This window comes from Hyunsoonleella sp. 2307UL5-6 (assembly GCF_047345485.1).
In the GTDB taxonomy this organism is placed as follows: domain Bacteria; phylum Bacteroidota; class Bacteroidia; order Flavobacteriales; family Flavobacteriaceae; genus Jejuia.
Window position 1 is genome coordinate 188,052 of the sequence record NZ_JBLFEN010000003.1, and the last position, 15,526, is coordinate 203,577.

Here is a 15,526-nt window from a genome sequence, read left to right on the forward strand (position 1 = left end):
GTCATGAAAAACAGAGAAATTAGAAAAAGAGGAATTTTAGTATCTCTCTTTGTCTTTTTCGCAATCTCAATAACTTCTGTACATGCACAATCGCAATGGATTTGGCAACAAGAAGATGGACCAGCCAATACTTGGATGGCTTTTCGAAAAACCATTAATGTGGGTACAGTACCATCAGAAGCATTAGTAAATATTGCTGTAGATAGTAAATATTGGCTTTGGGTAAATGGAGATATGGTATTATTTGAAGGTGGTTTAGCAAGAGGTGCTGCACCAAATACTACATATTACGATCCTGTTGATTTGGCACCTTACTTAAAATCGGGTGAAAATACAATAGCCATTTTAGCGTGGTACTTTGGACGTACAAGAAAGTCCCACTTAGATAGTGGTAAAGGAGGTTTATACGTTTCTGCGGATTGGAACGCCGATTTGAATACAAATTCTTCTTGGAAGATGAAATTGCACCCAGCTTATGATCCCAATAGTGGTGGAGGTGGAGCAGATAATAGGATTACGCCTTATAGCGTGAAATTCGATGCTAGAAATGCTTTAGGAGATTGGACAGATAGTGCTTGGTATACAGAAGGTTATGATGACAGTAACTGGGACACACCTACAGAAAAAGGAGGCATAAATAGTCAGCCTTGGGGCAATTTGGTAGAGCGTGCGATACCGCAATGGAACGATAGAGGATTGACAGATTATCCATCAATGACGGTAAATGGTTCGACAATAAATCTTCCTTATACTAATAATTCAGGGTCTAACGTCACTATAATAGCAAAACTGCCCTTCAATCAACAAATTACACCTTACATAAAACTTAATGCTACTTCAGGGCGAACTGTTGTTATGGATACTGATAATAATTTTCACTTATTGCAGTCTACATATACTTCCAAAAATGGTGTTCAAGAATTTGAAGGCTATACATGGTTTAATGGGCATGTTGTAGAGTACAGCATTCCTCCAGGAGTAGAAGTACAAGAACTAAAGTACCGTTGGACAGGTGTAGGAGATATGACAGGGAATTTTGAGTGTGATAATGAATTTTATAACCGTTTATGGTGGATGGCACGAAACACATTGTACATCTGTGCAAGAGACGGATATATGGATTGTCCTGATAGAGAACGTGCCTTGTGGATTGGTGATGTAGGTGATCAAACAGGAGCAATTTTCTATACGTTAGATGAGGCAGGAAGAAAATTATTAAAAAAAGCGATAGACAATACTATAAACTATCGTAGAGGAGATATTATAGAAGGCTTAACACCAGGTTTTGGTAGTTTTCAAACTAAAACTGCCGAATTTGCAGGACAAAGTCTTCAATTTATTGATAATGTAGTTTGGCAGTATTACTACAATACTGGAGATATAGCGACTATTGAAAACGCATATCCTGCTATATTAACGTATTTGGAGTTATGGAATATGGCTTCAGATGGTATGCCTGAAAATAGAAGAGGTGGTGTGAATTGGACAGATTGGGGTAGCGATCGTGATTCGGATGCCATAAGAGCCACATGGTATTATATAGCACTAAAAGCAGCCAAAAACATGGCTATTGTATTAGATAAAACCGAAGATATACCATGGTATGATAACAGAATTAATAGTATTGAACAAAACTATGTTCAAAAATACTGGAGAGGTAATAGTTATAATACTTCAGGTAATGCCATAGAAGAACGTGTAAGTTCTCTTGCGGTTATTGCAGGTTTAGCAGATGAAAGTCACTATGAGACCTTAGTAGATGAAGTTTTATTCCCTGTTAGAAAATCAAGTCCACATTTTGAATGGTTAGCAGAAGAGGCGTTGATGCAATTAGGGGAACCAGAAAAAGCATTAACCAGAATGAGAGAGGTGTATGATTTTCAGGTTGATAACCCTAATTTAACAACCTTGTACGAACGTTTTGAGAGTGATCCAAATAGTAATCCTGGAACACCAAACCATGCTTGGAATGCACCTAACTATATACTATCGCGCTACATTACAGGTATTAAAGCTACTGAAGTGGCATGGGCATCGTATGAAGTATGTCCAACATTGGCTAGTTTTACGTCGTTTGAAACCATAGTACCTTCTGTTAAAGGTGATATAGTAGTTGAGGTTACTTCAGGTAAAACTAATTTTAATTTGAAACTAGAATCGCCTGAGAACACAACCGCTGTTGTGGGCATTCCAAAAACCAATACAGAAATATTTGAAGTTACCGTTGGAGGTGTAACCGTTTGGGAAGATGGTGCATTTGTAAATGGCGTTTCAGGAATCTCTTTTAATAGTGAGGATGCATCCTTTTTAAAATTTAATGTGACTCCTGGAATTTGGGAGTTTAATGCAGATGTATTTGTTGATTATGCTCCAGAGATTTCCTTTATAACGCCAACTGATGGTGCTATATTCGAGAAGGCAGACGGTGGTTTAGTAAATATTGAATTGGATGCTACTGATGATGAAGGTATTGATAACGTTGAATTATTTCTTGATGATCAGCTCATAGCTACAAAAACAACTGCGTCTTTTAATTTCTCATCTTCTGATACGCCTGCATTATCAGACTTAGAAGGTGGTAATTACATATTAAAAGCGATAGTAACAGATTCAGATGGTAAAAGTTCTGAAGCAAGTATTAGTATTAGCATACTTGACAGAGCTGGTATTTTTACAAATAAATTATTGTTTTACTTACCACTAGAAGAAAATGGTGATGACCATAGCGGGAATGATAACGATGCTACTATGGGGTTTGCTGTAACTTATGATACAGGAAAATATGGCAACGGTGGCGTCTTTAGTTTTACTGAAGGATCCTATTTTACATCTGCTGATAAAGTTTTTGAATACAGTTCTGAAACCGCTTATACCATAGCGTTTTGGTTAAAAGTATCAGATTACACCATGCGAGGCGACATATTGCAACCTAATGTGGGGCGTACTTTACTATACTCCAATGGTGCAGATTTAAGCTTTAGATCATCTCATCAAAGACAATCCATTTCATTTAATGTAGATACTACTGAAAAAGACGATTGGTTTCATGTTGCTTTGGTTTTAGACCAGAGGGAAGGACAAAGACAACATAAATTTTATGTGAATGGCGAGCAGCGAGGCAGTATCGCAGAAGGTTATGAGTTTGAAACTGGAAAGCCTAAAGCTGTAGGTAGATTAATTTTTGGTTCATTTTCAGCCACTCAAATAGTGCGAAATTTTACAGGTATGCTGGATGAAGTGTATATGTTTAATGATGTGCTTTCTGAAACTGAAATACAGGAGGTGATGAATATTGAAGATCTCGATGAATATCTTGCTAGTTTGAGTGTTATTGAAAATACACCAACTGATAGGAAAATAAAATTATTTCCAAATCCAACTCATCAAACACTTAATATTTTAGGTACTCAGATGATTAAAGCAGAGGTTTACGATTTGTCTGGAAGAATGATAAAAGCATACGCCATAAATAATAATACATTAGATGTGTCATCTTTTGGTAGTGGCATATATATGATTAAAATGACAGATACACAGGGTAACTCATTTGTATCAAAATTTATCAAGCAATAGATTAAAAGATAGTAAAAGAATGAGAATGAAATTTAAAAACAGTCTAGGTTTATGGCTATTGCTTGCAATTGCTTATACAACTTCCAGTTCAGTATTCGCTAATACCCCGAATTGGACAGATGCCCAATGGATTTGGCAACAAGAAGATGGGCCTTCTAATACTTGGTTGAGTTTTAGAAAAACGATTACTGTAGATGAAATCCCGGAAATAGTTGAAGCTCATATAGCCGTGGATAGTAAGTTTTGGTTATGGATTAATGGAGAAATGGTGATTTTTGAAGGCGGGCTATCCAGAGGGCCAAGTCAAGCAGGAGCGTGGGATAGGAAGAAAAAAATAACACCCACCAATTCGTGGTATGAAACTTTAAATATTCAATCTTACCTTAAAAAAGGAGAAAACACCATAGCAATATTGGTCTGGTATTGGGGTCGAGAAACCCACAAAGGAACACATATTGATAGCGGAAAAGGCGGTTTGCTTTTTTCTGCTCAAATAGGCCAGCAACGATTAGTTTCAAATGGAAGTTGGAAGGCAAAACAGCATTCAGGATATGACAATACAATTGAACCTGCTAGTAAATCATTAGTGCAATATTCAGTAAAATTTGATGCTCAAAAAGCAATGAATGATTGGTCTGAAAATGCGTGGTATTCCTCTAAATTTGATGATGAAAATTGGCCAGAAGCTACAGAAAAAGGAAATGCAGGTGTAGCGCCTTGGTACAATTTAGAGCCAAATATTGTACCGCATTTAATCAATCATGGTTTGGAGGACTATAAGAATCACGATGATTTACAATTTCCTTTTATAAGTGATGGTAAAACCATAAAATGTAAGCTTCCTTTTAATAAGCAAATTACACCGTATTTAGAAGTTGAAGCCAAAGTAGGTGATACGATTTTCATAACTACTGATAATCGTTTGAATAAAATTACGGCTACTTATATTACCAAATCAGGAACTCAAAAATTCGAAAGTTTTTCGTGGATGAATGGTAATGAAATATTATATACCATACCAAAAGGGGTGAAAGTAAAAGCGCTTAAATATCGTTGGATGAGTGTAGGTGAAATGTCTGGTAAATTTGAAGTAGATGACCCGTTTTATAATCGCCTATGGTGGATGGGAAACAACACCTTATTTGTTTGCGCGCGCGATAATTTTATGGATTGCCCAGATAGAGAACGTGCGTTATGGATTGGCGATGTTGCAGATCAAACAGGCTACTTGTTCTATGCAATGGATGATGCAGGGCGTCAGCTACTAAAAAAAGCAATTTTACAAACGACAGCCTTTAGTGAAAATGATGTTTTAGGTGCTTTAGGGCCACTTAGAGTTCGTGAATTAGTGGCGCAAAGTTTACAGTTTATCGCCCAATGTATATGGCCTTATTATTTAAATACGGGCGATTTAGAAACCTTGCAACATGCTTATCCTTATGCCTACAAGTATTTAAAACTTTTTCCTACGCAGGAAAATGGCTTACCAGAATACCGCATTAAGAAAAGTCCAGATGCTTGGGATTGGGCCGATTGGGGCGTAAAAAATACCATTGATAAAGAACCAATCCAAGCAGCATTTTATTATTTAGCCTTAAAAGAAGCGAAAAAAATGGCTGAGGTATTAGGTAAAACAGAAGACATCGCTTGGTATACAAGGAGGATGGAAACTATGAAACCTGCATTTGAGAAAGCCTATTGGAAAAATGGATTTTACAGTAGCAATGCTGAAGATTTAAAAGACGACAGAGCCAATGCCATAGCTATAGTTTCAGGAATTGCTGATCCAGAATTTTATAACCAGATTGTAGAAAATGTATTAATTCCAAACCGTTTTTCAAGTCCGCATTTTGAATGGGTGGTAGAAGAAGCCATGTGTATTGCAAATAGGCATAAAGCGTCTTTAGAAAGAATGAAAGACCAGTACCAAAGTCAGGTAGATAAAAAATCGATGTCTACTTTATACGAAATGTTTCCAAGAGGCGGTAGTTACAATCACGCTTGGAATGGTTCTAATAAAATTCTTTCAAAATATATTGCTGGTGTTGCGCCAACTAAAGCTGCTTGGAGCGAATATGAAATTATGCCAAAATTACTTCATATAAAACAACTAAAGAAAACGATTCCAACGGTAAAAGGTGACATAGATATTCATATTAAGGTGAGTGATGATACGTTCCAAATGGCTTTAACATCACCTAAACAAACTACTGCTATTGTTGGCATACCTAAATCAGATAAGGACATAAAAGAGGTATGGGTTAATGAAAAATGTATATGGAAAAAAGGAAAAAACAAAAAGAAGCTGAATGGCTTAGTTTACAGCAGTGAAGATTCTAAATATTTGAAATTTAATATTGAATCTGGTTCCTGGTTAATTTCTGCAATATATCAATAGGTACTATTTTGATGTATACATATTACATGTAATATTTAGTTACATTAATAATCCGCTAAAGCGGATAAGAATTCAAAAGTAAAACTATAGAATGATTCATTATAAAAACTGTAAAATAAACACTTCAATAAAAGGCATTGTTATTATCTTAATTTTAAGTTGTGTATACTCGTGTAAAACCGAACCTAAGAAAGAAAGTGTAAACACCAAACCTAATTTACTATTCATTTTTGCAGATCAGTATCGTCAAGCATCGTTAGGATTTCTAAAAGAAGATCCTGTTCATACCCCAAATTTAGACCAATTGGCAAAAGAAGGGGTGTTTTTTAGTGAAGCCGTTTCAAACAATCCTTTATGCAGTCCGTATAGAGCAATGTTAATGACAGGGCGTTATTCTTTATCAACAGGAGTTGTAGAAAATTGCAATTCTCAAAGAACTGCCTTGGGGAATTATTTAAAGAAAGATGAAATTTGCTTTTCTGATGTTTTAGTAGAAAACGGCTATAGTGCAGGGTATGTTGGGAAATGGCATTTAGATGGCCCAGAACCCACACCACCAGATGTAAAACGCGTTTGGGATACTTGGTGCCCTCCAGATCGTAGACATGGATTCTCGTTTTGGCATGCCTATGGAACGCATAATAGACATAACAGTCCTTATTATTGGACAACTTACGGAGGTGAAAATGATAAAATATACCCTAAACAATGGTCTACAGAACACGAAGCTGATGTTATCATCAATTACTTCAAAAACAATAAAAAACAACGAAATGCAGATGAGCCTTTTGCCTTGTTTTGGTCAATAAATCCACCTCATACACCTTTTAAACAGGTGCCAGAACGGTATAGGAAACGTTATGAAGGCATGACGCATAAAGACGTTTTAAATAGACCAAATGTGCAGTTTGATGATAATTATGATTTAAAAAGAGGAGATCACGGCGTAGAAAAACGCTTAGATCAAGCTACAGATTATTTTGCTTCTGTAAATGGGGTTGATGATCAAATAGGACGTGTGATTGCAAAACTAAAAGAAGCAGGTCTGTATGAAAACACCATTATTGTATTTTCTGCAGATCATGGCGAAATGCTAGGAAGCCAAGGATTAATGCATAAAAATGTGTGGTTTAAAGAAGCCTATAAAATTCCTTTAATTGTGCATTATCCAAAAAAAGTAAAACCAAAAAAGGATGATATTTTGTTAAGTGTGCCTGATTATATGCCAACACTATTAGGCTTAATGGGACTTGAAGATAAAATACCAAACGTGGTTGATGGTGAAAATTATGCGGATTTATTTTTCGATAAACCCGTAAACCGCCCAGAAAAGCAATTGTATTTTGGAGGAAAAAGTTTTGCTTCTAAAGGTGATGCTAGAGGTTTTAGAACCAAAGAACATACGTATGCAGTAGTAAAACACGAAAATGGAGATAAATTTCATTACCTCTATCACGATGCTAAAGATCCTTATCAAATGAAAAATATTTGGGGAGAAGATCCTATTTTAGATGCTAAATTGGAAAATGAATTGGCTCAGTTATTAATATCTATGAATGATTCTTGGTAGTATGAAGACAAACAGGCGTGATTTTATAAAAAGCATGTCAGCACTTGGTATCGTAGGTGCGACATATCCATTATTTTCGGCTTGTACAGATAAAAATGGAAAGGAATACTTAAAGGAGAAGATTACAAAAATTGAAGTATTTCGATATGATATCAATATACCTCGCTATTTTTCTTGGGGTACATGGCATAACCGCCAGCATTTATTTATAAAAATATCGGCAGGAGATTTTTATGGCTGGACAGAAACACCAGCTTCAAAGAACAATCCAGATTTTAAACCAACGGCTTGGGTTGACTATTTAAAGCAATTTAAAGGATTAACGATAGGCGAAGCGCAAAAAATATTGGTATCAGAACAAGTTTTGGGTTCTAAACGATCTCTAAAAATGTTAGAATCGTTAGACATGGGGCTTTTAGACTTATCAGGGCGACTTCAAAATAAATCAGCTGTTGAATTGTTGGGATTAACAGGAACTAATCCAGTTCCAGGATTATATTGCATTTTAGATAAGGACGAGAAAAAAGTTAGAGCAGAAGCTGAAAAAAGTATCGAACAAAATCTTGCACATCATATGAAGTTTAAGATGTATGGTGATGAAAACGTTGATATGAAGTTGCTTAAAACCATCAGAGCCGTTTTAGGAGATGAAGCTGTAGTAATTTCAGATGTAAATAAAGGCTATAAAAAGTGGAAATCTTTAGACGAATTAAAAGCTATACTTAACCGATTTAAAGAAAATGGATTAAATGCCATAGAAGATCCAGCAAATTTAAAAACAAATCAATGGATACAATTGCAAGAGATGGTGGGAGATTTAACCTTGATTCCAGATGCTCCAATGCGTCCTGCTTGGAAAGGTATCAACACCATGCAAAAAGGAATGGGACATATTTACAATTTGCATCCATCTACAATGGGAAGTTTAACTCACACGGCAAAACTAGCGCACAAGATAAAAGACATAGGCGCAAAAGTCATGATTGGCGATGACAGTTTGGTAGGACCTGCATGTTCTGCATGGCAACAAATCGCTGTAGGTGTTGGTGCTACTTGGGTAGAAGCGATAGAGAAAAAAGAAGACTCTAAAACCTACCTAGAATGTTTGCAAAGTGCTGCAACTAAAAAGGAACCTAATGGCTATTATTCGTATAAACCAGTATCAGGTTTTGGTTTAGAAATTGATACCGATCGATTAAAAATAGTAAGTGAATTATATATTGAAGTATAGTACCCATAAAAATAAAGAGTAATGATAAAAGTAGGATTATTTGGAATAGGATTAGACACATATTGGCCTCAATTTGAAGGTTTGCTAGAGCGTTTACAAGGTTATCAAAGCCAAATTACAGATAAGATGGAAAGTTTTGGTGCTGAGGTTGTAAATGTTGGTTTGGTAGATTCGCCAATTGTAGCTAGAGAAAAAGCACAAGTGTTAAAAGCGGAAGATGTTGATATTCTTTTTCTATATGTTTCAACCTATGCTTTATCATCCACGGTTTTACCTGTGGTACAAAAAGTAAAATGCCCAATAATCATATTAAATATACAACCTGTTGCAGCTATAGATTACGAAAGTTTTAATGCCTTAGGTGATAGAGGAAAAATGACTGGTGAATGGTTGGCACATTGTCAAGCCTGTTCTGTTCCAGAATTGGCTAATATCTTTAATCGTTCTGGAATAGATTATGAGTTTGTAACAGGCTATTTAGATGAGCCGGAAGTTTGGATAGAAATAGAAGATTGGATAGATGCAGCTCGTGTGGCTTCAGTCATGCAAAATAATAGACTCGGTGTTTTAGGGCATTATTATGGCGGAATGTTAGATGTGTATTCCGATTTAACAAAACAATCTTCAGCTTTTGGTACACACATAGAAATTGTTGAAATGTGTGAATTAAAAAAGTATCGAGATGCAGTTACAGCACCTGAGATAGAAGAAAAAATTTTAGAATTTAAAAACGTATTTGAGGTTGTTGATGCTTGTGAAGAAGATGAAATTATTCGCGCAGCAAAAACATCAATAGCCTTAGATAAATTAGTAGCAAATCATGATTTAGGTGCTTTAGCCTATTATTACGAAGGAGAAACAGGTAATGCATATGAAAACATTGTAACGTCAGTCATCGCAGGAAACACCTTGTTAACAGGTAAAAATGTGCCTGTTGCGGGAGAATATGAAGTAAAGAATGCACAAGCCATGAAAATTATGGATGCCTTTGGAGTTGGTGGTTCATTCTCAGAGTTTTATGCAATGGATTTTAATGATGATATTGTGATGTTAGGTCACGATGGTCCTGCGCATTTCGCGATAGCAGAAGGTAACGTACAGTTGGTGCCGTTACCAGTTTATCATGGAAAACCAGGGAAAGGATTATCCATCCAAATGACGGTAAAACACGGGACTGTAACTTTGTTATCAGTTGTAGAAGGAAAAGACGATGTATTTTTATTAGTTGCTGAAGGCGAATCAGTAGAAGGGCCTGTATTACAAATTGGAAATACAAACAGCCGTTACCGTTTTTCAATTGGCGCAAGAGCGTTTATGAACGAATGGTCTAAACAAGGACCATCGCATCATTGTGCTATTGGTGTTGGTCATATTGCCAATAAAATTGAAAAATTAGGGAATATTTTAAATTTACGTGTAGTGAGAATTTGTTAAGTTACTATTATTACAACTATGCATTTTTAACAATCTAAAGTCATTTAATAAAAAAATAGGTTTAATATTGACTTCTAAACTTATATATTATGAAGAAAATATATGCTATTCTTTTTATCGTTCTGTTTTTATGCAACATTCAATGTGCTAAAGATTCAGAAACGTCTCGTCCAAATATTATTCTTATAAATGTTGACGATATGGGCTGGAAAGACGTTGGTTTTATGGGTAGTGAATATTATGAAACCCCAAATATAGATTACCTTTCTAGTTTAGGTATGGTTTTTACAAATGGATATGCTTCAGCCGCAAATTGTGCGCCAAGTAGAGCATGTTTAATGACGGGGCAATGGACACCGCGACATGGTATCTATACCGTTGGCTCTTCTAAGCGGGGAAAATCTGAACATAGAAAATTGATTCCAACAAAAAACACACATACACTCGCTAAAAACCATACTATTTTGCCACAGGTACTGCATGATAATGGATACGTGACTTGTCAAGCAGGAAAGTGGCATTTGAGTTATAATCCTTTAGAATACGGATTTGATGTAAACATTGGTGGTGGTCATAATGGACTGCCTAAAAGTTATACGCCACCGTATAAAAATGTAACAATTAAAGGTGGTTCTGATAAATATCTTACGGATGCCATAATGGAAAAAGCAATACAATTTGTGGATACCGTACAAAAACCGTTCTACCTTAATTATTCGCCTTATGCCGTTCATGTGCCTATAATGCCTGTGGATAGTATTTTACCAAAATATGAAAAAAAAGCATCTTGGAATGGTCAGGGAAACCCAGAATATGCTTCTATGGTTGATAATTTGGATAGAAACATAGGCTTACTTATCAATAAATTAAAAGAAAGAAATCTTTTTGAAAATACATTAATTGTTTTTACTTCTGATAATGGAGGCTTATACGGTATAACAAAACAAAAACCTTTGCGTGCCGGAAAAGGCAGTTATTATGAAGGAGGTATTCGAGAACCTTTTTTATTTGTTTTTAATGATAAAATTAAACCAAATACTAAAAGTGATATTCCAGTAACAAACTTGGATATTTTTCCAACAGTATTAAATTATGCAGGGGTTGACGCCAATACATTATCTCTTGATGGAAAAAGTTTAGCACCTATTTTAGAAGAAGAAATTAATGATTTTGAGCGTCCATTATTTTGGCATTTTCCCATTTATTTGCAAGCCTATAATGTAAATGATAATGAAAATCGAGATTCGTTATTCAGAACACGCCCTGGTTCAGTAGTTAGAAAAGGAGATTGGAAACTTCATTATTATTTTGAAGATGATGGGATTGAACTCTATAATTTATCAGAGGATATTGGAGAAAGAAATAATCTTGTAGATAGGAATCCAGAAAAGAGAGAGGAGTTATTAAAAATATTGAAAAATTGGTGGAAAGATACAAATGTACAAATACCAAAAACTAAAAACCTTGAATACATTAATAACAGGTAATACTTAAAAATCATGCAAGCACTATTAGGCGTATTATTTCATTCATTAGGAGGCGTTGCCGCAGGTAGTTTTTATATGCCGTATAATAAAGTAAAAGGTTGGGCTTGGGAAACCTACTGGATGGTAGGTGGTGTTATGTCCTGGTTAATCGTACCACCAATAGCGGCATATTTGACTGTCCCAGGTTTTGTAGATATTATTGCATCAAGCTCGAATACTATTTTAGGAATTACCTTTTTAATGGGGTTACTTTGGGGTATAGGAGGTTTGTCTTATGGTTTAGGAGTGCGTTATTTAGGAATGTCTTTAGGAAATTCAGTTGTACTCGGTTTTTGCGCCGCTTTTGGTGCTATTGTGCCCTCAATATATTATAATTTTAATCCTGAAGAAGGAAAAATAACCTTTACAGATATGCTGGGTTCTTCTGGTGGTCAAGTGGTGTTATTAGGTGTTTTGGTGTGTCTTTTTGGTATTGGTCTTTCTGGTAAAGCAGGTATGATGAAGGAGAAAGAACTCTCAGAAGAAGAAAAGAAAAAAAGTGTTTCAGAATTTAATTTAGTAAAAGGATTAGCGGTAGCCATTCTATCGGGTATTTTAAGTTCTTTTTTTAGTTTTGGTATAGAAGCAGGGAAACCACTTGCAGATGCCGCTGTAGAAGCTGGTTATGATCACTTATTTGCTAATAATGTCACTTTTGTGGTTATTCTTTGGGGTGGTTTGGCTACTAATTTAGTTTGGACAACTATCTTAAGTATTAAAAATAAATCGTACACAGATTTTACAAATTCGAGTACACCAATTCGTAATAATATCTTATTTTCTGCATTGGCAGGAACCATTTGGTTTTTACAATTTTTCTTTTACGGAATGGGCGAGAGTAAATTAGGAAATGGAGCAAGTTCGTGGATTCTACACATGTCTACCATCATTTTAACAGCTAATCTTTGGGGTATTTATCGTAAAGAATGGAAAGGTGTTGCAAAAAAAACTAAATGGACTATAACAGCGGGAATTGTAGTTATACTTTTATCTGTTGTTTTGGTGGGTATTGGGAATTCTATTTAATAAAAGTTTGAAAAACATATATTAACAGGACATTACAGGATATTTATTATATAATTAGGCTTTAACTTCGAGAAATTAAGTGAACGATAAATTATATACAATGAAAAATTTACACTTCTTAAAAAAATATTTTTTTATTTTATTAAGTTTTGCTTTGGCAACCTACGCGCAAAGTCAAGTAAAATTATCTACCGATTTTACAAATGATACTGAAAAGAAATTGCCTATTCACGATGTTTGGAATGTTGCTAATAGAATTAGTCCAACAAATGGATCTAATATTCGTTCAGGTCTAAAAATGAATATCGTTAGAATGATTGGAGGGATAAGGAAAGTTGTAGATGGAAATTCTTATAAAGATTTAGATTTCGACCCATGTTTATACGATTCTATTAATAACGTTTATGTTTACCGATGGGAACCTCTTATTGAAAGACTAGATAAAGTGGTTAATTCACAAACCGAGATTTTACAAATAGCTTTAGATCAACCACCATGGGCTTTTCAACACGGTTATACTTTTATTCCTGAAGGCACAAGGGACAATGTTAATTTTCGAGAAAATGAAAGAATGTCCATTTATGGTAATTCCTTACCTCCAGCAGATAAACAAGCCTATCATGATTTTATAAAAGCTTTGATGACCAAATTGGTAGAAACCTATGGAGAAGAACAAGTTTTAAAATGGCGATTTAGAGTAGGTTCAGAAATAGAAACTCCAGAACATTGGTATGGCACAAAGCAAGATTTTATTGAGCATTTTGCAAATACCGAAAGTGCTGTAAGAGCAATTTTGCCAAATGCTAAAGTAGGTTTACACACCAGAAACCCTGGTTTTTTATATAGAAATGATGATACTATTTTAAATTATAAAGGAGAGCCTTACGCTTCTTTTATTGAAGGGCTTATAGATTATAACGATGCAAATGATATAAAATGTGATTTTTGGGGATTGTCAGATTATATTATTATTGGGAATGGTAATCTCAGAGACATGAATGGAAAATACACCAAAAATTTTGCTCCCTTAATTGATAATCCCAAATGGAATCCTGAAACTTCCATAGATATCATGGAATATTCTACAGTAACAACTATTAATGGTGCTGATGGAAAAGGTTATATTACCTGCGAAACTTCACATAGAGAAATTGTAGAATTGATTTTTTCTAATACGTATTATAAGAACAAAGATAAGGGCTTAGAATTTATTTACAGATGGGGAAATAGAACCGGAAGCGAAAATCCAGATGGTATAAAAGAATTAAATGCAATGCAAGGTTTAGTTCGCTATGAAACCAGTATTTCAGGGAGTCCTAATACGTCTACAAACGAATTAGACGCTATTTTTGCTAAAAATGAATCCGAAGATGAATATGATGTGATAATTTACAGTTATAATAGTAGTTCTATAGCGTACAGAGATGATGAAGCTGTAGAGATTGCTTTTACAACAAATTTACCAGTCGGTACAACCTTATATTACAGAAATAAGTATTACGGAAAGGAGCATAACAAACTTCAAAATTTCTTAGTAAATAATTCCAACTTTGTGAAAAGTGGTTATGATGAGAAAGGAGCTCCAGATCGCACCTTAACAGAGGCAGGTTACACAGCCTATCAAAATTATGATAATCCAAATCCTCATCAATTTACAGAATGGAAAAGTATTACTACTAATGCACGAACCGATGGTAGTTCAGGATCAGTGGTTAATCTTAGTACAGAAATTGGATCTTTTGCTTTTGAAAAATTTGAGTTTAGACCGGAAGCGAGTTTTGTAGAAGCTATAACACCTGCAAGTTTTGTTTGGACAACAACAGACGATTTTTCTGATTGGTCTGCTGTAAACGGAGGGATGACAGTTAATAGAGATAATGATAAATTAAGTGTGGATTTTTCTTCTGATGCTTCATGGCCTATGCTAGCCATAACGGGTTTAAATATAAATTCTAGTTTATATGGTACTTTAAGAATTATAGTAAAAAATAGTACAGACAAACCAGATCTTCAAATGTTGCCTAATGTACCGGGTACAGGTTTTGCGTCTGGCAGAAAAAAAGAAACCGTGCCTAATAATAACCAATGGCATACCTTAGATTTTGATTTAACGGACTGGGGATTATGGACAGGTACTATCAATGAATTTAAAATTTATAATAATTTCAGCTCAGGAAGTATCGTTTTTGATCGTATCGAATTTATTCCTATAAATTCAACAATCTATAATATAACGCTTAGTAAAGAAGGTCAAGGTCTTTTAAATTATAGTAGTGGTACTGCAATAAATGGACAAGAATTTAATTTAAATGCTATTCCAGATAGTAACTGGGAGTTTGAGCGATGGGAAGGCGATATTACGAGTACGGATAATCCTTTAGCGGTTACTGTTACATCTAACATGAATATAAAAGCGGTATTTTCTAATAGTGGATTATCTGCGGCAAAACACAATTTGAATAACATACAAGTTTTTCCTAATCCAAGTAGTAATGGTGTGTTTCATATAAAAATACAAACACCTCAGAGCTGGGAAGTATATGCAATAGACGGAAGAAAAGTACTTTCAGGAAAAGGCAGAAAAGTGAATATAGCATCATTTTCAAAAGGTATGTATATTTTGAGAATGGGGAATTCTTTTGCTAAATTATCGTATTAAGGTAAGTACTAAAAAAATTATTTTAAAAGGTTCGCTGTAACGTATAATTACTTTATCATTTTTGCACATAATGTTTAAAATTATGTAACATTATTTTAGGGAGAAGGCA

At 34.8% G+C, this 15,526-nt stretch carries 8 protein-coding genes; all 8 read left to right on the forward strand.

Going from position 1 to position 15,526, the window contains the following annotated elements; translation table 11 throughout:
* Positions 1 to 3: 3 nt before the first annotated feature.
* The 8 genes from ACKGJY_RS06955 (at position 4) to ACKGJY_RS06990 (ending at position 15,417) form a co-directional block, all read left to right on the forward strand.
* The gene (locus ACKGJY_RS06955) at positions 4 to 3,573 is read left to right on the forward strand and encodes a LamG-like jellyroll fold domain-containing protein (protein ID WP_413973146.1); all 3,570 of its coding nucleotides are present in this window, start codon (positions 4 to 6) and stop codon (positions 3,571 to 3,573) included.
* A gap of 25 nt (positions 3,574 to 3,598) precedes the next feature.
* On the forward strand, positions 3,599 to 5,971 hold the full coding sequence (locus ACKGJY_RS06960; RefSeq protein ID WP_413973147.1) for an alpha-L-rhamnosidase C-terminal domain-containing protein: 2,373 nt from the start codon (positions 3,599 to 3,601) through the stop codon (positions 5,969 to 5,971).
* Between the two features lie 91 nt (positions 5,972 to 6,062).
* Positions 6,063 to 7,541, forward strand: coding sequence for a sulfatase (locus ACKGJY_RS06965; protein ID WP_413973148.1), 1,479 nt, complete (start codon positions 6,063 to 6,065; stop codon positions 7,539 to 7,541).
* Position 7,542: 1 nt separating this feature from the next.
* Positions 7,543 to 8,772, forward strand: coding sequence for an enolase C-terminal domain-like protein (locus tag ACKGJY_RS06970; protein WP_413973149.1), 1,230 nt, complete (start codon positions 7,543 to 7,545; stop codon positions 8,770 to 8,772).
* Between the two features lie 21 nt (positions 8,773 to 8,793).
* Positions 8,794 to 10,206 carry a hypothetical protein gene (locus ACKGJY_RS06975; protein WP_413973150.1) on the forward strand — a complete coding sequence of 471 codons (1,413 nt, stop codon included), beginning with the start codon at positions 8,794 to 8,796 and terminating at the stop codon, positions 10,204 to 10,206.
* A gap of 89 nt (positions 10,207 to 10,295) precedes the next feature.
* On the forward strand, positions 10,296 to 11,693 hold the full coding sequence (locus ACKGJY_RS06980) for a sulfatase (RefSeq protein WP_413973151.1): 1,398 nt from the start codon (positions 10,296 to 10,298) through the stop codon (positions 11,691 to 11,693).
* A 12-nt stretch (positions 11,694 to 11,705) separates the two neighbouring features.
* Entirely contained in the window at positions 11,706 to 12,758 is a 1,053-nt protein-coding gene (rhaT, locus tag ACKGJY_RS06985) for an L-rhamnose/proton symporter RhaT (protein ID WP_413973152.1), read from the forward strand.
* Between the two features lie 100 nt (positions 12,759 to 12,858).
* Positions 12,859 to 15,417 carry an InlB B-repeat-containing protein gene (locus tag ACKGJY_RS06990; protein ID WP_413973153.1) on the forward strand — a complete coding sequence of 853 codons (2,559 nt, stop codon included), beginning with the start codon at positions 12,859 to 12,861 and terminating at the stop codon, positions 15,415 to 15,417.
* The last annotated feature ends 109 nt before the right edge of the window (positions 15,418 to 15,526 follow it).

What these genes read in the sequence shown, in the direction of transcription:
- ACKGJY_RS06960 (WP_413973147.1), top strand. Translation starts at nt 3,599, where the DNA reads ATGAAATTTAAAAACAGTCTAGGTTTATGGCTATTGCTTGCAATTGCT.
- ACKGJY_RS06970 (WP_413973149.1), top strand. Translation starts at nt 7,543, where the DNA reads ATGAAGACAAACAGGCGTGATTTTATAAAAAGCATGTCAGCACTTGGT.
- ACKGJY_RS06990 (WP_413973153.1), top strand. Translation starts at nt 12,859, where the DNA reads ATGAAAAATTTACACTTCTTAAAAAAATATTTTTTTATTTTATTAAGT.
- ACKGJY_RS06965 (WP_413973148.1), top strand. Translation starts at nt 6,063, where the DNA reads ATGATTCATTATAAAAACTGTAAAATAAACACTTCAATAAAAGGCATT.
- rhaT (WP_413973152.1), top strand. Translation starts at nt 11,706, where the DNA reads ATGCAAGCACTATTAGGCGTATTATTTCATTCATTAGGAGGCGTTGCC.
- ACKGJY_RS06955 (WP_413973146.1), top strand. Translation starts at nt 4, where the DNA reads ATGAAAAACAGAGAAATTAGAAAAAGAGGAATTTTAGTATCTCTCTTT.
- ACKGJY_RS06975 (WP_413973150.1), top strand. Translation starts at nt 8,794, where the DNA reads ATGATAAAAGTAGGATTATTTGGAATAGGATTAGACACATATTGGCCT.
- ACKGJY_RS06980 (WP_413973151.1), top strand. Translation starts at nt 10,296, where the DNA reads ATGAAGAAAATATATGCTATTCTTTTTATCGTTCTGTTTTTATGCAAC.